General features: G+C 71.7%; 15 protein-coding genes. 7 read left to right on the top strand and 8 right to left on the bottom strand.

Going from position 1 to position 16,360, the window contains the following annotated elements; translation table 11 throughout:
- Positions 1-376: 376 nt before the first annotated feature.
- Positions 377-1,435 (top strand): C40 family peptidase, encoded by a 1,059-nt coding sequence (locus QOL88_RS24170; RefSeq protein WP_097219406.1) that lies wholly within the window; start codon positions 377-379, stop codon positions 1,433-1,435.
- Positions 1,436-1,444: 9 nt separating this feature from the next.
- Here QOL88_RS24170 and QOL88_RS24165 read toward each other — a convergent pair whose 3' ends face one another.
- A complete protein-coding gene (locus tag QOL88_RS24165; protein ID WP_097219403.1) occupies positions 1,445-2,185 on the bottom strand; it encodes a LuxR C-terminal-related transcriptional regulator in 741 nt (246 codons plus the stop codon).
- Positions 2,182-3,474, bottom strand: a complete 1,293-nt coding sequence (locus QOL88_RS24160) for an ATP-binding protein (RefSeq protein ID WP_097223158.1) — start codon at positions 3,472-3,474, stop codon at positions 2,182-2,184. Before QOL88_RS24160 ends, QOL88_RS24165 begins: the two co-directional genes overlap by 4 nt.
- A 177-nt stretch (positions 3,475-3,651) precedes the next feature.
- On the opposite strand from QOL88_RS24160, the gene QOL88_RS24155 reads away from it, so the two are divergent.
- Positions 3,652-5,103, top strand: coding sequence for a PspC domain-containing protein (locus QOL88_RS24155; RefSeq protein ID WP_097219401.1), 1,452 nt, complete (start codon positions 3,652-3,654; stop codon positions 5,101-5,103).
- Entirely contained in the window at positions 5,090-5,314 is a 225-nt protein-coding gene (locus QOL88_RS24150; RefSeq protein ID WP_097219398.1) for a hypothetical protein, read from the top strand. Before QOL88_RS24155 ends, QOL88_RS24150 begins: the two co-directional genes overlap by 14 nt.
- A 14-nt stretch (positions 5,315-5,328) precedes the next feature.
- Here QOL88_RS24150 and QOL88_RS24145 read toward each other — a convergent pair whose 3' ends face one another.
- Together QOL88_RS24145 and QOL88_RS24140 are read right to left on the bottom strand one after the other, a co-directional pair.
- A complete protein-coding gene (locus QOL88_RS24145) occupies positions 5,329-5,859 on the bottom strand; it encodes a DoxX family membrane protein (RefSeq protein ID WP_179878944.1) in 531 nt (176 codons plus the stop codon).
- A gap of 147 nt (positions 5,860-6,006) precedes the next feature.
- Complete coding sequence (locus tag QOL88_RS24140) at positions 6,007-7,377, bottom strand: hypothetical protein (RefSeq protein ID WP_373559350.1); 1,371 nt, start codon at positions 7,375-7,377, stop codon at positions 6,007-6,009.
- Between the two features lie 162 nt (positions 7,378-7,539).
- On the opposite strand from QOL88_RS24140, the gene QOL88_RS38905 reads away from it, so the two are divergent.
- Positions 7,540-7,818: a hypothetical protein gene (locus QOL88_RS38905; protein ID WP_373559305.1), complete on the top strand. Its 279-nt coding sequence runs from the start codon at positions 7,540-7,542 to the stop codon at positions 7,816-7,818.
- Positions 7,819-7,830: 12 nt separating this feature from the next.
- Here QOL88_RS38905 and QOL88_RS24130 read toward each other — a convergent pair whose 3' ends face one another.
- The gene (locus QOL88_RS24130; RefSeq protein ID WP_097219394.1) at positions 7,831-8,625 is read right to left on the bottom strand and encodes a class II aldolase/adducin family protein; all 795 of its coding nucleotides are present in this window, start codon (positions 8,623-8,625) and stop codon (positions 7,831-7,833) included.
- A 189-nt stretch (positions 8,626-8,814) separates the two neighbouring features.
- Here QOL88_RS24130 and QOL88_RS24125 point away from each other — a divergent pair, with 189 nt between their 5' ends.
- Positions 8,815-9,288: a pyridoxamine 5'-phosphate oxidase family protein gene (locus QOL88_RS24125; RefSeq protein ID WP_097219391.1), complete on the top strand. Its 474-nt coding sequence runs from the start codon at positions 8,815-8,817 to the stop codon at positions 9,286-9,288.
- Positions 9,289-9,297: 9 nt separating this feature from the next.
- Here QOL88_RS24125 and guaA read toward each other — a convergent pair whose 3' ends face one another.
- The gene (guaA, locus tag QOL88_RS24120) at positions 9,298-10,878 is read right to left on the bottom strand and encodes a glutamine-hydrolyzing GMP synthase (protein ID WP_097219389.1); all 1,581 of its coding nucleotides are present in this window, start codon (positions 10,876-10,878) and stop codon (positions 9,298-9,300) included.
- Here guaA and QOL88_RS24115 point away from each other — a divergent pair.
- Positions 10,872-11,489, top strand: a complete 618-nt coding sequence (locus tag QOL88_RS24115; RefSeq protein ID WP_306456185.1) for a chorismate mutase — start codon at positions 10,872-10,874, stop codon at positions 11,487-11,489. The two genes, guaA and QOL88_RS24115, sit on opposite strands and share 7 nt — an antisense overlap.
- A gap of 628 nt (positions 11,490-12,117) precedes the next feature.
- Here QOL88_RS24115 and QOL88_RS24110 read toward each other — a convergent pair.
- The gene (locus QOL88_RS24110) at positions 12,118-13,260 is read right to left on the bottom strand and encodes a hypothetical protein (RefSeq protein WP_097219386.1); all 1,143 of its coding nucleotides are present in this window, start codon (positions 13,258-13,260) and stop codon (positions 12,118-12,120) included.
- A 214-nt stretch (positions 13,261-13,474) separates the two neighbouring features.
- Between QOL88_RS24110 and QOL88_RS24105 the strand changes: the two genes are divergently transcribed.
- Entirely contained in the window at positions 13,475-14,455 is a 981-nt protein-coding gene (locus QOL88_RS24105; protein WP_179878943.1) for an LAETG motif-containing sortase-dependent surface protein, read from the top strand.
- 91 nt (positions 14,456-14,546) lie between these two features.
- Here QOL88_RS24105 and QOL88_RS24100 read toward each other — a convergent pair whose 3' ends face one another.
- Positions 14,547-16,337 (bottom strand): GMC family oxidoreductase N-terminal domain-containing protein, encoded by a 1,791-nt coding sequence (locus QOL88_RS24100; protein WP_097219383.1) that lies wholly within the window; start codon positions 16,335-16,337, stop codon positions 14,547-14,549.
- Positions 16,338-16,360 lie beyond the last annotated feature (23 nt).

Genomic DNA, 16,360 nt, shown 5'->3' with positions numbered 1-16,360 from the left:
CCACTGACGCATAAATGCGCCCTATAGCACCCGATCACGGTCACTCGCTCAGAATCCGGCGTATCGGTCATCACGCTGAGTGAAGTGGACGGCGCCCCGGCGGACCCACGGTCGCATACGGTCACCGTCGGTCCTCTCACGTCACTTCCGCACACCCGCCACGGGCCCGGTACGGAGACATTTAGCGTCCTCCACCAGGTGCCCGGCTCCCCACCGCCGCCCGGGCCAGGGGCGGCAGTCGGACACCACCGCCGAAAAGTCCGGCGGCGATCCGCTCCCCCTGTGCGGGCCGTCGCCGGACGCGCAGGCCGCCCGTCCGCTCCCCCCGGCGGCCGCACGCGCCCCCCGGCGGTCGAGGAAAGGACGTGGCCTCCAGGTGGCAGCGCACCGCAAGCCCCGACAGCGCTCGATGGGTGGCAGCAAGGCCCGTACGGCCGCCACGATCGCCCTCGCGGGCGCGGCGACGGCGACGGGCTTCGACGGCACCGGACACGCCGAACCACAGCTCAGTCCCGCCCAGGTCAAGGCCAAGGTGGACGAGCTGTACCAGGAGGCGGAGGTCGCCACCGAGAAGTACAACGGCGCGAAGGAGAAGGCCGAGGCGGCCGGGCAGCGGCTGAAGGACCTCCAGGACCAGGCGGCGCGCAAGGAGGAGCGGCTCAACTCCGCCCGCGACGCCCTCGGTTCGGTCGCCGCCGCGCAGTACCGCGCCGGGGGCCTCGACCCCGCGGTGCAGCTCGCCCTGTCCGACGATCCCGACCGGTACCTCGAGAACGCCGAGTTCGTGGAGCGGACCGGCAACCGGCAGAACGCCGCCGTCGCGGGCGTACGCAAGCAGCTGCGGGAGATCGAGCAGCTGCGCGGGGCCGCCCACATCGAGCTGACCTCCCTGAAGTCGCGGCAGGCGGAGCTGAAGCGGCACAAGAAGACGATCACCGGCAAGCTGGGCTCGGCACGGCAGCTGCTGTCCCGGCTCGACGTGCAGGAACGTTCCCGGCCGGGAGCATCGCCCGACCGCGCCTCCCGCTCGACGGGCGCACGGGACACCCTCACAGCCCCCGGCTCCGCCGCGCCCCAGGCGCCCAACTCCCGCGCCGCCTCAGCCGTCTCCTACGCCTACCAGAAGCTCGGCAGCCCCTACGTCTGGGGCGCCACCGGCCCGAACGCCTTCGACTGCTCGGGGCTCGTCCAGGCCGCGTACCGCGCCGCCGGCGTCGCCCTGCCCCGCACGACGTACTCCCAGATCGCCGCCGGCCGCCGCGTCTCCCGCTCCGAACTCCTCCCCGGCGACCTGGTCTTCTTCTACGCCGGCATCAGCCATGTCGGCATCTACGTCGGCAACGGGCGGATGATCCACGCGCCGAACCCCTCCGCGCCGGTGCGTGTCGCCCCGCTGGACGAGATGCCGTTCGCGGGGGCGACCCGGGTGGTGTGAGCGCCGGCTTCAGACCAGCCGGCGAGCCGTCGCCCAGCGCGTCAGCTCGTGCCGGTTGGAGAGCTGTAGCTTGCGCAGCACCGCCGAGACGTGCGACTCGACCGTCTTCACCGAGATGTACAGCTGCTTGGCGATCTCCTTGTACGCGTAGCCCCGCGCGATGAGCCGCAGCACCTCGCGCTCGCGCTGGGTCAGGCGGTCCAGGTCCTCGTCGACCGGCGGCGCGTCCGTGGAGGCGAAGGCGTCCAGGACGAAGCCGGCCAGACGCGGGGAGAAGACCGCGTCGCCCTCCTGGACGCGGAAGACGGAGTTCACGAGGTCCGTGCCGGTGATCGTCTTGGTGACGTACCCGCGGGCCCCGCCGCGGATCACGCCGATCACGTCCTCCGCCGCGTCCGACACGGACAGCGCGAGGAAACGGACCGGCTGCTCGGTGTCGCCCATCAACGGGGCGCAGCGGCGCAGCACTTCCACGCCGCCCCCGCCCGGCAGGTGCACGTCGAGGAGGACCACCTCGGGACGGGTCGCGGTGATGACCGTGACGGCCTGGTCGACGTCCGCGGCCTCGCCGACGACCTCGACTCCGGTCTGCTCGGTCTGTCCGATCTCGGCCTGGACCCCTGTGCGGAACATGCGATGGTCGTCCACGAGGACCACGCGCACGTGACGCCCGGGGCCGCCGCCCGACTCCGCGGGCCCGGCCCCCTCCGCCGATCCCGCCGTACCGTTCGCCTCGGTCGGGTCGCTCATGACGTCTTCTCCGCCCTCTCCATCTCCAGCTCGACCTCCGTGCCGCCGTCCGGCACCGCGCGCAGCCGCGCCGTACCGCCGTTGCGCTCCATGCGGCCGATGATCGATTCTCTGACACCCATCCGGTCGGCGGGTATCGAGCCGAGGTCGAAGCCGGGGCCGCGGTCCCGGACGGACACGAAGACCGTCTTCCCCTCGACCTCGGCGAAGACCTGTACGGCGCCGCCCTCGCCACCGTACTTGGCGGCGTTCACCATTGCTTCCCGCGCGGCCTGCATCTGCGCGGAGATCCTTTCGTCGAGCGGGCAGTCGCCCACGACCACGACCTCGATGGGCACGCCGTGCTTGTCCTCCACCTCGGCCGCGTTGCGCCGGACGGCGTCGGCGAGGGTGGTGGGCTCGTCGGCCTCGTCCTTGCCGGTGCCCTCGGGCTTGTAGAGCCAGGTGCGCAGGTCGCGCTCCTGGGCGCGGGCCAGGCGACGGACCTCGTTCGCGTTCTCCGCGTTGCGCTGTATCAGGGTGAGGGTGTGCAGCACCGAGTCGTGCACATGGGCGGCGACCTCCGCGCGCTCCTGGGCACGGATGCGCATCAGGCGCTCCTCGGAGAGGTCCTGCGTCATGCGCACCAGATACGGCCCCGCGAGGAGCGTTATCCCGACCAGGACCGCGAGGGCCGCCTGGAGGACCGATCCGAGGTGGGCCGCGGACCCTTGCAGGACGAAGATGCCGGAGACGCCGGCCGTCACCAGCAGCACACCGCCCACCGAGCGCAGCAGCGTGACCGTGCGCCGGCGGCGGCCGACCTCGGCCCAGCGGGCCCGGCGGGCGTTGTCCGCCTGCCGCCAGACCAGGGCGACACCCGCGCCGACGAACACCATCGGCCAGAGGTACGCCCTGGCTCCGCCGCTGAGGTTCACATTGCCCACGAAGACCATGGCCACCACGACCATGAGGAGCAGGGCCACGATCTGGCCCTTGTCGGGTCTGCGCGCGACGAGCCTGCGGCGGCCGTCGGACGAGGTCTCCGCGGTCAGGGGCGACGGCGGCTTCTGCGCCTCGACCCCGCCCACGCCGAGCGGGACGAAGAACCAGAACGCGGCGTACAGCAGCGCGCCGAGGCCGTCGGCCATGAACAACCCGACGAAGACCAGCCGCACCCAGATCACGGGCAGCCCGAGATGCCCGGCGAGGCCCCGCGCCACGCCCCCGAGCCAGCGTCCGTCACTGCTGCGGTAGAGCTTGCGCGGCGGCCGCGGATCGGCGAGTGGCGCTGCTGCGGCTTCCGACATGCCATTGATGGTCACACGTGCGGGGGGCCCGAGCATCAGGGTCGACCCCGAGAGCTTCCCTGATCTCCGCGAACCTCGCCTCGAACGCTTCCCGAGCGGTTTCTCAGGGCCGATATCAGGGTCCGGCCAGGGTCGTTCCGACTCCCGCCGGGGCGCCGCGCCCGTCACCATGGACCCATGACCGATCACGAGCACGCCGCGACGGGTCCGGGACCCGGCTCCGGCCCACGCCCCGTTCCGGGCGCCGGGCCGCAGGATGCCGCGCCCGCCGCGGGCTCCGCACCCGGGCGGGCGGGCGCGGGAGAGCAGGGAGGAGCATCCGGTACGGCAGCCCCCGCCGAGGACGCCGCCCCGGCCGGGCCGCCCCACGCCTTCCGCCGCGACCGCCGCCACAAGACCCTGGCCGGCGTCTGTGCCGGACTCGGGCGGCAGTGCGACATGGACCCGGTGATCTTCCGCATCACCCTCGCCGTGCTCTCCGCCACCGGCGGCATCGGCCTCCTCTTCTACGGCTTCGCCTGGCTCTTCGTCCCGTACGACGACGAGCAGGAGAACGAGGTCCGCAAGCTGCTCACCGGCCGGGTCGACGGCCAGGCCCTGGTGGCCGTGCTGTTCGCGCTGGTCGGCTGCGGGGTGTTCCTGACCATGCTGAACAACGGCGGGGTGCTGACCTTCGCCGTCGTCCTCTCCCTCCTGCTCGCGGGCGCCGGTTACTGGTCGCGTCAGCGCGGCGCCCCCAGCCCCGACCCCCTGGCCGCGCAGGCCGCGGCCGACGCCCCGCCGGAGCCCCAGGCGCCGCCGGTGCTCCTGACCACGCCCTCCTGGTGGCGCGACCCGATCGTCAAGGACGGCACCCACATCGGCGGCACGGGCTATCTGTGGGGCCCACGCGACACCCACGACCTCGATGTCGCCGCGGCCGTCAACATCAGCCTCGGCACCCGGCCCGCCCGCGAGGACATACCGGTCCGGCGCCCCCAGCCGCCCCGGCCGCGCGGCCCGCGGTGGATCGGCGGCTGGGTCTTCCTGCTGGCCCTCCTCGCGGGAGCCCTGGGCACGAGCCGCACCTGGGACGGGCATCCGCTCGGCACCAGCCTGCAGACGGGGCTGGCCTGTGCGCTCGCCGTCCTGGGCCTCGGCATAGCCGTCAGCGCCTTCCTGGGCCGGACCGGCGCGGGCTCGATCTTCCTGGCGATCCTCACGGCGGGCCTGCTCGCCGGCGCGGCGGCCCTGCCCAAGGACATCGACACCCACTGGGCGCGCACCACCTGGCAGCCCGCGACGGTGGCGGACGTACGGCCGCGATACGACCTGGGAACCGGTGTCGGCACGCTGGACCTGAGCAAGCTGGACGTGTCCGGGAAGCAGACAGTCACGACACAGGCGGAGGTCGGCATGGGCAAGCTCAGAGTGCTCGTGCCCCGGGACGCGACGGTGCGGCTGGACGTCGAGGTGGGCATCGGCGATCTCCAACTGCCGGGCGACACACCGAAGGACGTGGACGTGCAGCCTGGACGGCACAAGGAGATCACCCTCTCCCCCGCCGAGGGCGTCGAGAAGTCCGGCACCATCGACCTGGACCTCCAGGTCGGCATGGGACAGGCGGAGGTGACCCGTGCTTCGTCATGAAGTCCAGCCCGGAAAACTGCTCGCCGGCAGCGTCCTCATCGTGACGGGCGTGCTCTACGCCGGTGATGCGGGCGGCGCGTGGGACACCCCGTGGTTCGTGGCGATCCCCCTCGTCACGGGCGGGCTGTGCCTCGCGGGCGCGGTGGCGTTTCTGACGGGCCGCGCACGCCGGCGCCGCCAGGGAGGCCGTACGGGCCCGGACCCGGCCTGACGGTGAGCGGACCGCTACCGGTACCCGCCGCTCCTGTGCCGTCGCCGCGACCGTAGCGCGGCGTCGAGGGACAGCAGGGGCGCGCCCGCCAGGACGAGCGGGATCCAGGCCATGAGGTAGGCGAGGTCGTTGCCGTAGTAGTACGGGTCGGAGGCCCAGCTCACGGTCAGCCACAGGCTGAGTGAGATCAGCGCTCCGCCGAGGGCGGCCAGCCGGGCGAGCAGGCCGAGCAGGGTCCCGATGCCGACGGCCAGTTCCCCGAAGGCGATGGCGTAACCGAAGCCGACCGGGCTCTTGAGGGAGAGGTCCACCAGGGCGGGGATGGCGGAGGAGTCACGCACGGCACGCATCATGTCGCCGATCGAGCCGGCCCCGGAGTCCTTCATGAAGGCGCTGTCGGTGAGCTTGTCCAGGCCGGCGTAGATGAAGGTGACGCCGAGGAAGATGCGCAGCGGCAGCAGGGCGTAACGGGTGGCGTTGTCCCGCCAGCCTCCTCCCTCTCCGAAGTGGGGGGAGTGCGTGTCCGTTCGCATACTGTGAGTCATCGCTGCTAGCCGCCTCTCGCCGGTGCCGAGACCCCCTCAACAGACCATACGTACGACGAACGGACCGCGCTCAACCCTGCGTGCGCTGCTTTTGTGGTCCCGCCGAAGATGCGGGGGGCGTCAAGGGCGTTGCGGAGGAGCCGTCGCTCACTCCGTCACGTCGACCGCGTAGCGGTTCGTCTCCACTCCCGCCGCCGTGACCACCTGCACCTCCACCCTCCCCGGCTCCACATCCGCCGGTACCGGCACCGTCAGCCGGGTGTCCGTGGGGTTGCGGAACCCGCCGGGGACCGGGACCAACGGCACATGGACGTGCACCGTGCCCACGCGCACGACCATCCGGGCCAGCCGGTCGGCGCCCTGCGCTCCCGGCGGCACGAATCCGGCACCCCGGATCTCGATGTCGTCCCCGGTGCGGATCGGCCCGTCCAGGTCGCCCGCCTCCCGGGCCCGGACCACGGAGAGGATGACCGGCCGGCCGCCCTCCGCGTACTTGCCGGCCAGATACGTCGCCGCCGACACCAGCACCACCACCGCCAGCCCCCACGGCAGGTCCGGCAGCTGCTCCGGCCGCCGGGCCAGCCGTACCGCCGCGAAGACCAGGGCGACACCGCTGATCACGACGTACTGGATGTCGGCGAAGGTGCCCCGCCCCGCGTCGTCGGTCAGCAGGTCGGCGGCCCGGGGCCGGTCGGCGCGCACCTTCTGCAGCCGTTGCCCCAGCACCCGCAGTCCGACCACCCGCCGTACGAGCACGGCGATCCCGCACAGCACGGCGAGCACGGTCACGATCCCGGCGCCCCGGGCGAGATCCAGCCCGGAGATCAGCGCGTCCCGCTCCCGCTCCCGGGAGGCGGCGGCCAGCCGTCCCGCGAGGACGAGCACCGCGTAGGCCACGAAGAGCACCCACGCCGCGGCGACCGTACGGGACGTGGACAGCCTGTTGTCCTCACCGATCACCGGCGCCAGCACCCCGCCCTTCGCCCGGTGGAACCAGGACGCGGCGGTCAGCGACAGGGCCATCACCAGCGCCGCGGCCAGCCCGGCCGTGCGCGCCGCCGTCCAGCCCGCGCCGACCGCCGTGAGGGCCTGACCGAGCAGCAACAGCACCACGGCGGCCCAGACCACGGCCGCGGTACGACGCCACAGACCCGTCAGCCAGGCCTGCCCCTCGGCCCGCCCCCGCTCGGCGACGTGCTCGGCGGACTGCGCCAGCTCCTCGGAGACCCACTGGCGGGAGGCCGACGCGGAGTGGGCCACCGCGGCCGGCAGCCCCTGCCCGGCCGCGAACTCGTCCCGTCGGCGAAGGAACGCGGCGACGGCCCGCCGGTGCCCCTCACGCGCCCCGTGCGGACAGTCCCCGCAGGCGCACCCGCCCGCGTGGTCGCCACCGGAACCGCCCGGGTGCCCGCCGGTGTGACCACCGGCGTAGCGCCCCGAATACCCCTCGGCATAGGCACCCGCACGCGCGCCCGCGTACCCGCCCGGGTCCGCGCCACCCTGTCCCGCCTCCCGCACCGCCACGCCCGACGCCCGCCTTCCCGCGACCCAACCACCGCCGGTCTTCCGGACACCGGAAACACCGCTGTACAACTCCCGTGCGACGACAGCGAATTGTGCCCTACACCACCCGGTTCACGTCCGCCCCCTCTGGTCAACACGGGTGAAGTTCGGCGTGCCGTGTTGACCCGGCGGGGAGAATTCCTCTACGGCCGAGATCATCCAGCGGGACGGACCTGGGCCTTCGACGGCGGCACGGTCCGGATCACGCCCGGTCTGCACCGCCGCGTGCCGCTGCTCCGGCAGACGTACGGAGAGATCGCCGTGCCGCCCCCGGCCTCCGGCCACCACGACGTGCTCCTGCGCCGGCTGCGCGAGCTGGGCCGGCTGCACCGCGACGGCGTCCTCACGGACGAGGAGTTCGCCATGACGAAGGCAGCGGTGCTGCGGACGTTCTGAGGCCGGCCGGCGCTAGCTCAGCAGGCCCGGCTCACTCCGGCTGACGTCCTCCCACATCGGCTGGTAGTTGATCCACGCCACGAGGTCGCCGCCCAGCTGTTCCCGTGTCGCCACGGCCATCCGGTGATCGATCCGGACCGGCCGCCCGGCCGCCTGCGCCGTCAGCTGCACCTGGCAGGAGCGCTCCATCGACACGAACCACCAGGCCGCCGCGTCCACCGAGTCGCCGACGGTCAGCAGCCCGTGGTTGCGCAGCACGAGTGCCTTGCGGGAGCCGAGGACGGCCGCGATGCGCCGCCCCTCCTCCGCGTCGACAGAGACGCCCGTGTACGTGTCGTAGAGGGCGTGGTCCTCGTAGAAGGCGCAGCTCTCCTGGGTGATCGGCTCCAGCAGTTCGCCGAGGGCCGCGAGCGCCCGGCCGTGCACCGAGTGGCAGTGGGCGACAGCGACCACGTCGGGCCGGGCGGCGTGGACCTGGGCGTGCACGGTGAAGGCCGCCTGGTTGACGTGGTAGCCGCCCTCGACGACCTGGCCGTCCTGGTTGGCGAGCACGAGGTCGCTCACGGTGACGTGCCGGAAGGGCATCCCGAACGGGTTGACCCAGAAGCAGTCGGTGAATTCCGGGTCGCGAGCGGTGATGTGCCCGGAGACGCCGTCCTCGAAGCCGAGCCGGCCGAAGATCCGCAGGGCTCCCGCGAGCCGTTCCTTGCGGTGCCGGCGCTCGTCCTCGACCGACTCGTGCATCGGCGGCATGGCGAACCGCAGCCGGTCGGTGGGCAGCGGCGGGGGCGGGGTGGGCCCGCTCATAGGTCCTCCAGCACTGGTTCTGCGTACGGGCGGAAATTACCGTCCGTGAGGCCGGGAAGAACAGAAGCGAATCGTGAAGATGACACGAGCGCCCCTGTGAGCACCGTGTGCCCACTCGTGTGCCCCCTGGCTCCCCGACCCCACGAATAGCCGACAGAAGATGTCGCCTTTCGGCGCGACACTCGTGTCATGACAGCGAACTGGGCGGCTTTCGTCACCGCCGAACCGGATCTGGCCGGCACCGTCGAGAAGCGTTTCGGCGCCTACACCCACCACATCCTCGCCACCCTCCGCAAGGACGGTTCGCCCCGCACCAGCGGCCTGGAGGTGCGGTTCCTGAACGGCGAACTGTGGCTCGGCATGATGCCGGACTCGCTCAAGGCCCTCGACCTGCGCCGCGACCCCCGCTTCGCGCTCCAGGCGAACCCCGGGGAGGGCACGGGCATGGGCGGCGGCGACGTCCGGATCAGCGGCCGGGCGGTCGAGGTCGACGACGCGGAGACCAAGGCCGGATACGTCGAAGAGGTGGAACCGCCGGAGCCGTTCCACCTCTTCCGCACCGAGCTGACGGAGGTCGTGAGGACCTACGTCGAGGACGACACGTATCTCGTCGTCCAGGTCTGGACGCCCGGCGATCCCCTGCGCACGATCAAGCGCACTTAGGCAGGGGGATCACTCCCACTCGATGGTGCCCGGCGGCTTCGAGGTCACGTCGAGGACGACGCGGTTGACGTCCTTCACCTCGTTGGTGATCCGCGTGGAGATCCGGGCGAGGACCTCGTACGGCAGGCGCGACCAGTCGGCCGTCATGGCGTCCTCGGAGGAGACGGGGCGCAGGACGATGGGGTGGCCGTAGGTGCGGCCGTCGCCCTGGACGCCGACGCTGCGGACGTCGGCGAGCAGGACCACCGGGCACTGCCAGATGTCGCGGTCGAGGCCGGCCGCCGTCAGCTCCTCGCGGGCGATGGCATCGGCCTCGCGCAGCAGGTCCAGGCGCTCCTTGGTGACCTCGCCGACGATCCGGATACCGAGGCCGGGGCCGGGGAACGGCTGGCGCTGGACGATCTCGTCCGGCAGGCCGAGCTCCTGCCCGACCATGCGGACCTCGTCCTTGAACAGCTGGCGCAGCGGCTCGACGAGCTCGAACTCGATGTCGTCAGGGAGGCCGCCCACGTTGTGGTGGGACTTGATGTTGGCCGTGCCGGTGCCGCCACCGGACTCGACGATGTCCGGGTAGAGGGTGCCCTGCACGAGGAAGGCGACCTCGGGCCCCTCCTCCTGGAGGATCTCCAGCTGCGCCTGCTCGAAGACCCGGATGAACTCGCGGCCGATGATCTTCCGCTTCTCCTCGGGGTCGGAGACCCCGGCGAGCGCCTTGAGGAACCGCTCCTCGGCGTCCACGACCTTCAGCTGCACGCCGGTCGCGGCCACGAAGTCCTTCTCGACCTGCTCGGTCTCGCCCTTGCGCATCAGGCCGTGGTCGACGTACACGCAGGTCAGCTGGGAGCCGATGGCCTTCTGGACCAGGGCCGCCGCGACCGCCGAGTCCACGCCGCCGGACAGACCGCAGATGGCGCGCCGGTCACCGACCTGCTCGCGGATCGCGGCGACCTGCTCCTCGATGACGTTGCCGGTCGTCCAGTTCGGCGTGAGCCCCGCGCCCCGGTACAGGAAGTGCTCCAGCACCTGCTGCCCGTGTGTGGAGTGCATCACCTCGGGGTGGTACTGGACGCCGTAGAGCTTCTTCTCGTCGTTCTCGAAGGCGGCGACCGGGACGACATCCGTGGAGGCCGTGACGGAGAAGCCCTCGGGGGCGGCGGAGCAGGCGTCGCCGTGCGACATCCAGACGGGCTGCTCGGCGGGGGTGCCCTCGAAGAGGGTGGAGGACACCTTGGAGACGTGCAGGTCGGTGCGGCCGTACTCGCGGGCGCCGGTGTTGTCGACGGTGCCGCCGAGGGTGCTCGCCATCAGCTGGAAGCCGTAGCACATGCCGAAGACGGGGACGCCGGCCTCGAAGATCTCGCGGTCCAGGCTGGGCGCGCCCTCCGCGTAGACCGACGAGGGGCCGCCGGAGAGGATGATCGCCGCGGGGTTCTTGGCGAGCATCTCCTGGACCGGCATGGTGCTCGGCACGATCTCGCTGTAGACCCGCGCCTCGCGGACACGACGGGCGATGAGCTGGGCGTACTGCGCGCCGAAGTCGACGACCAGGACGGTGTCGGCGGCGGTGGCAGCGGGAGTCGCTGATGACACGGGGTGCCTTCCGGCGGTGGGGCGGGGGTCTTGTGCCACCCGATTCTACCGGGGGGCGGCCGGGCTCCTTCCGTGCACCGGACGACCACCCCGTCTCAGGATGCGAACCGGCTTGGACGGCCCTCGGAGGCGGTGCATACTTGCCCCCATGTTCAAGCAGCAGACGTTCGTCTTTACCTATGGCATCCGGCCCGCCGGACGCCATGGTCGTGCTGCTTGAGCAACTGACAAGCGACTTCCCAGGCGCCCCGGGCCGACAAGGCCCGGGGCGCCTGTCGTCGTCCGGGCCCTGCCGCCCCGGGGCAGCCTCACACCAAGAGGAGCCCCCTGTGACCACCATCGACGTGACCGGCGCCCGTACTCCCGAGGCCGCCGGCGTGATCAGCGGAGCGCGCGAGCGGATCGACGCGCTCGACGACCGGATCATCGGCCTGATCCAGGAACGGGTGGCCGTGTCCGCCGTCATCCAGGAGGCGCGGATCGCCTCCGGCGGCCGGCGCGTGAACCTCTCCCGCGAGATGGACGTCCTCGGCCACTACAGGGAGGCGCTGGGCAAGCCGGGCACCGCGCTCGCGATGACCCTGCTGGAGCTCTGCCGCGGCAAGATCTGAAGCGGCCCGGTCAGTCCGGCAGGGCCGACGGGTCCCGGGAAGCGTGGTCCCGGGAAGCGTGTTCCCGGGACAGACGTGCGCATCCCTCTCACCCGTACGGCGCGTGACCGCCCCCGGGCCCTTTCGTTGGTCCCGGTGTCCGTGCCAGCCAGGCGCGGGCCCGAGAGAACCACGCGTGGCTCACTGGGGCGATGAGACGCACGGATCGTGCCGGGCGTCGTGGGACCTCGCTCCAGGGAAGTGACCGGACGGCAGGGGACAGCAGCCCGGTCACCCAAGAGAACGGTCGGCTCCGGGGACGCCCGGGGCCGACTGGCGGACCTTGCATAAATGCACAAGTCTGGGTCAAACGGTTGCGGGCGCCGCGTTCATCCAGCACGATGCGTACACAGTCCAAGTCCCCCCGCGGACACCCGCATTGCCCACATTGCCAAAGGTGCGGACCAGCGGCGCTACCCCCCGGCGCCGCTTCCAGGCACCGGCGCTGCCCTGACGTCGGTGCTGACGAGAAGAAGGGCCCTGCGGCTCCACCCCGCAGGGCCCTTCGCTCTGCTCCCGCGGGCGGCTCCCCGCGGGCCTCCTTCGCTCTGCTCCCGCGAGCGGCTCCCTGCGACCTCCTTCGCTCCGCTCAGGTGCGGGTCACCGTGCCGCAGTCGCCGCCGTCGCCGTGCTCGATGGGCTTGCTCCGGTCGTACGGGTCCGTCGCCGGGCCGCTCGGGTCAGGGCCCGCGGAGCCGCTCGACGGGAACTCCGGGTGCAGGTAGCCGTCGTAGACGAAGCAGGAGGAGTTGCCTATCTCCTGATCGTAGTTCATCAGGAGCAGGCGGCCGGGGGTGACCTTGTAGCGGGCGGGGTCGGCGACTTCGACGTCGAGGACCCGGCGCACGATGGTGCGGGTGACCTCCGTGGGGCCGTCCGCCCGGACGACGGGGTAGACGAAGGTGTAGTCGGCGCGCACCGCCACGCCTCCTTGCGTGCCCTTCTTGAACGTCATGCGCCCGCGGGTCTTGATCACGTCGCCGGCCGGCCGCACCTTGTCGGGGTCGAAGCGGCTGAACAGCGTCACCGGGTCGTGCTTCCTGCTCGGCGAGCGCAGCCCGGTGCCGAGGTCGTCGAGGAGTTCTGGCTGCTTGGGGTCGAGCACGGAGAGCGCGGCCTCGGGGCGGGCCCCGCGTACGGTCCTCGGGTCGAGGTTGGCCCCCACCAGCAGCTTCTTCGTCAGTTTCAGCGCCTTTTCCACCCGGTCCGCGGAGACCGCGCCGACGGCCTTCGCCTCCGGCAGGACGATGCCGGCCTCGCCGTCGGCCCAGCGCTCGGCCGGGGAACCGGCGAAGGGCCGGTCCAGGGTGGGGGTTTCGGCGTCCGACGCGCCGGGCGCGGCGGTGGGCGCCGCCGTCTCGTCGGGCAGCGGTGAGGCCTCAGCGGCCGAGGACTCCCCGGTGCCGAAGGGGTCGCCGGGCAGCAGCGACGGCTTCAGGGCCACCAGCGCCACGGCGGCGGTGACCACCACACCGAGGGCGGTCCACAGCTTGCGGCGCCGGGCGGCACGGCCGTTCATCTCCTGCCACGCGGGGCCGGTACGCCACCCCGGCGGCAACTCGCCCCGGGCGTCCTGCTCACGCAGCCGTTCGGTGACCATGCGGGCCCGCGCGGACGGTTCCTTGGGGGCGGAGGAACGGATGTCCCGCTCGGTGTCGCGGGTGAACTGTTCCCAGACGTCGTCGGGGATCTCCGAGGCCGACGGCTGATCGTCGGACGGCTTTTCAGGCACAAGGCAAAGATCTAAGCGGGTGGTAAGCGCCTTCACAAGAAGGTCTCATGTGTGACTCAGCCCACATAAGAATTCTGTGAATGCCTGCACAACCTTTCACAGGTTTCACGGATCAAACCTGCCGAACCAAGGGCCACTCCCGCGCCCCACACGCGGAGGCCTCCCCCAACGTTCGTACCGCAGCCCGCGGTACGCCGGACTCTCCGAGGTCTTCATGAAGCTTCGCCGCGCCATGGCAGCAGCGGCCGCTACGGCGGTCATAGCCCCGGTGGCACTGCTCGCGGCACCGGCCGCGTACGCGACCGACGAAACGACGCCCACGCCGAGCGCGTCGGTGAGCGAGTCCGCTCCCGAGACGTCGGCCTCGCCGTCGGTGAGCGAGTCCGCTCCCGAGACGTCGCCGGCTCCGAGCACGTCCGTGAGCGAGTCCGCTCCCGAGACGTCCAGCTCGCCGAGCGCCTCCGCCAGCGAGTCCTCCCCGGCGCCCAGCGCCTCCGAGCCCGAGGAGTCGGAGTCCCCCGACCCCGAGCCGTCGGTGTGCGAGGACACCAAGGTCGACGTCAGCATCTCCGGCCTGCCCGGCAAGATCGCGGCGGGCAGCGGCTGGCACAAGTTCTCGCTGAGCGTGCTGAACAACTCCGACTCCACACTGAACGACCTCGACTTCTTCGCCGGGGCCTCCCCCGACAAGAACGGCGAGGAGCTGTTCACCAGCAAGCAGGTCAAGCTCCAGGCCTGGGACCCGGACGGCAAGGTCTGGACCGACCTGAACGAGGGCGGCTACGCCGTCGGTTACGTCGGCTACACCGACGAGCTGAAGCCCGAGTACCAGGTCGACATCCCGCTGCGCCTCAACGTCAGCAAGTCCGCCCCGGTCGGCGCCGGCTTCTCGCTCGGCGCGACGATCTACGGTGACAACGACGCCGAGTGCACCGGCTTCGGCGACGTGTCGTACAAGTTCCAGATCGTCTCCGCCGGTACGGACACCGGCGGCACCAAGCCGCAGGAAGGCGGCAAGGCGCCCGTCACCGACGAGAAGCCGAGCGGCAACACGCCGGAGGTCACCGGCAGCCTCGCCGAGACCGGCTCCAGCTCCGCCCTGCCGATGATCAGCCTGGTCGGCGGTGCCGCGGTCGTCGCCGGTGCCGGTGCGATCTTCGTGGTCCGTCGCCGCAAGGCCGGCGTGCAGGCCTGAGCCACAGCGGCCCACAGGCCGCGGCACCGAACAGAAGAGGGACCTGCGCTCGGAGGGGGGCGCAGGTCCCTCTTCTGTATCCCGCTGTCGCTCAGCCCTTGGGCTTCGGCGGTACGGCCGGCATGCCGAGGAACGGCAGCTTCAGCGCGCCGAACGCCTCCGCCGGGACCGCCGGGGACTTGGGCTCGACGGGCTGGAGACGCTCGTAGGTGCCCTGCTGCGGGCGCGGGTCCTCCTCGCCCTTGTTGGGCCAGTAGGACATCGCCCGCTCGGCCTGGGCGGTGATGGTGAGGGACGGGTTGACGCCCAGGTTGGCGGAGACCGCGGCGCCGTCGACGACCGAGATGCCGGGGTGGCCGTAGAGGCGGTGGTACGGGTCGATCACGCCGGACTCGCGGGAGTCGCCGATCGGGCAGCCGCCCAGGAAGTGGGCGGTGAGCGGGGTGCCCATCAGTTCGCCGACGTTGGAGCCCGCGAAGCCGTTGATCTCGGCGGCGAGTGCCGACGCGCCGTCCGTGGCGGCCTTGATCTGCTTGGGGTTGGGGGCGCCGTGGCCCTGGCGGGCGGTGAGCAGGCCACGGCCGACACCCGACGGTTTCACGTAGGTCGTCAGGGAGTTGTCCAGCGACTGCATCACCAGGCCGATGATGGTCCGCTCCGACCAGCGGCGGTTCGACAGCGAGCGCAGCACCAGCAGCGGGTGCTTCGCCGCGTGGGCGAGGAAGCCCAGGACCCGCGAGCTGCCCGAGTTCGTCCCGGCGTACGGCACCTGGAGGATGGACAGGCCGCCCATCGAGTTGGAGCCCTTGCCGTAGCGGACCGGCTCGATGTGGGTGTTGGCGTCGGGGTGGATGGAGGACGTGATGGCCACGCCCCGGGTGAAGTCGGCCTTCGCCGCGCCGTGCGCCTTGCGGTAGCGCCGGTCGTCGGTCTGGGCGCCGACCAGGGCCTCGGAGTTGGTGCGGGTCAGCTCACCCAGCTTGTCCGAGAGGTAGGGCAATTGGCCCCCCGCCTTCATGCGGTGCAGCAGGGTCTGGGTGCCGTAGGTGCCGGCGGCGAGGACCACCCGCTGGGCCGTGTAGGTGCGGCCCTTCTTCTTGCCGCGGTCGTCGGTGGGCAGGGTGGCGACGGCGTAGCCGCCGCGCGAGTCGTCGGTGACCGACACGACCGTGGTCATGGGGTGGACGACCGCGCCGGCCTTCTCGGCGAGGTGCAGATAGTTCTCGTTGAGGGTGTTCTTGGCGCCGTGGCGGCAGCCGGTCATGCACTCGCCGCACTCAGCGCAGGCCTTGCGGGACGGGCCCGCGCCGCCGAAGTACGGGTCGGGCACCTCCTGGCCCGGCTTGGCCTTGGCCGAGCCGTCGGCGTCCTCGCCGTCGCCGAAGAAGACGCCGACCGGGGCCATGTGGAAGGAGTCGCCGCACCCCATGCGCTCCGCGGCGGCCTTCAGGTGCACGTCGGAGGGGGTCATGGTCGGGTTGAGCCGTACGCCGAGCATGCGCCGGGCCTGGTCGTAGTACGGCGCCAGCTCGTCCTGCCAGTCGGTGATGTCACGCCACTGGGGGTCCTCGAAGAACGGCTTCGGCGGGACGTAGAGGGTGTTGGCGTAGTTCAGGGAGCCGCCGCCGACGCCCGCGCCGGCCAGGACCATGACGTTGCCCAGCAGATGGATGCGCTGGATGCCGTACATGCCGAGCTTCGGGGCCCAGAGGTAGTTCTTGAGGTCCCAGGAGTTCTTCGGGAGGGTCTCGCGGGTGAAGCGCCGGCCGGCTTCCAGGACGCCGACCTTGTATCCCTTTTCCGTGAGGCGCAGGGCGGTCACCGAGCCGCCGAAGCCGGAACCCACGACGATGACGTCGTAGTCGTAAGCGTCCTGAGGCACGTGCCGTCTCCCCTTTGAGTGGC

The sequence above is a fragment of the Streptomyces sp. Ag82_O1-12 genome (assembly GCF_900182715.1).
Lineage (GTDB): Bacteria > Actinomycetota > Actinomycetes > Streptomycetales > Streptomycetaceae > Streptomyces > Streptomyces massasporeus.
Note: the sequence above shows the minus strand (reverse complement) of the source record. Positions and strands in the feature narration are given on the sequence as shown.

Excerpts from the sequence above, each read along its gene's own strand:
- QOL88_RS24165 (WP_097219403.1), bottom strand. The coding sequence starts at position 2,185 with ATGAGCGACCCGACCGAGGCGAACGGTACGGCGGGATCGGCGGAGGGG.
- QOL88_RS24160 (WP_097223158.1), bottom strand. The coding sequence starts at position 3,474 with ATGTCGGAAGCCGCAGCAGCGCCACTCGCCGATCCGCGGCCGCCGCGC.
- QOL88_RS24155 (WP_097219401.1), top strand. The coding sequence starts at position 3,652 with ATGACCGATCACGAGCACGCCGCGACGGGTCCGGGACCCGGCTCCGGC.
- QOL88_RS24145 (WP_179878944.1), bottom strand. The coding sequence starts at position 5,859 with ATGACTCACAGTATGCGAACGGACACGCACTCCCCCCACTTCGGAGAG.
- QOL88_RS24130 (WP_097219394.1), bottom strand. The coding sequence starts at position 8,625 with ATGAGCGGGCCCACCCCGCCCCCGCCGCTGCCCACCGACCGGCTGCGG.
- QOL88_RS24125 (WP_097219391.1), top strand. The coding sequence starts at position 8,815 with ATGACAGCGAACTGGGCGGCTTTCGTCACCGCCGAACCGGATCTGGCC.
- QOL88_RS24115 (WP_306456185.1), top strand. The coding sequence starts at position 10,872 with ATGACACGGGGTGCCTTCCGGCGGTGGGGCGGGGGTCTTGTGCCACCC.
- QOL88_RS24105 (WP_179878943.1), top strand. The coding sequence starts at position 13,475 with ATGAAGCTTCGCCGCGCCATGGCAGCAGCGGCCGCTACGGCGGTCATA.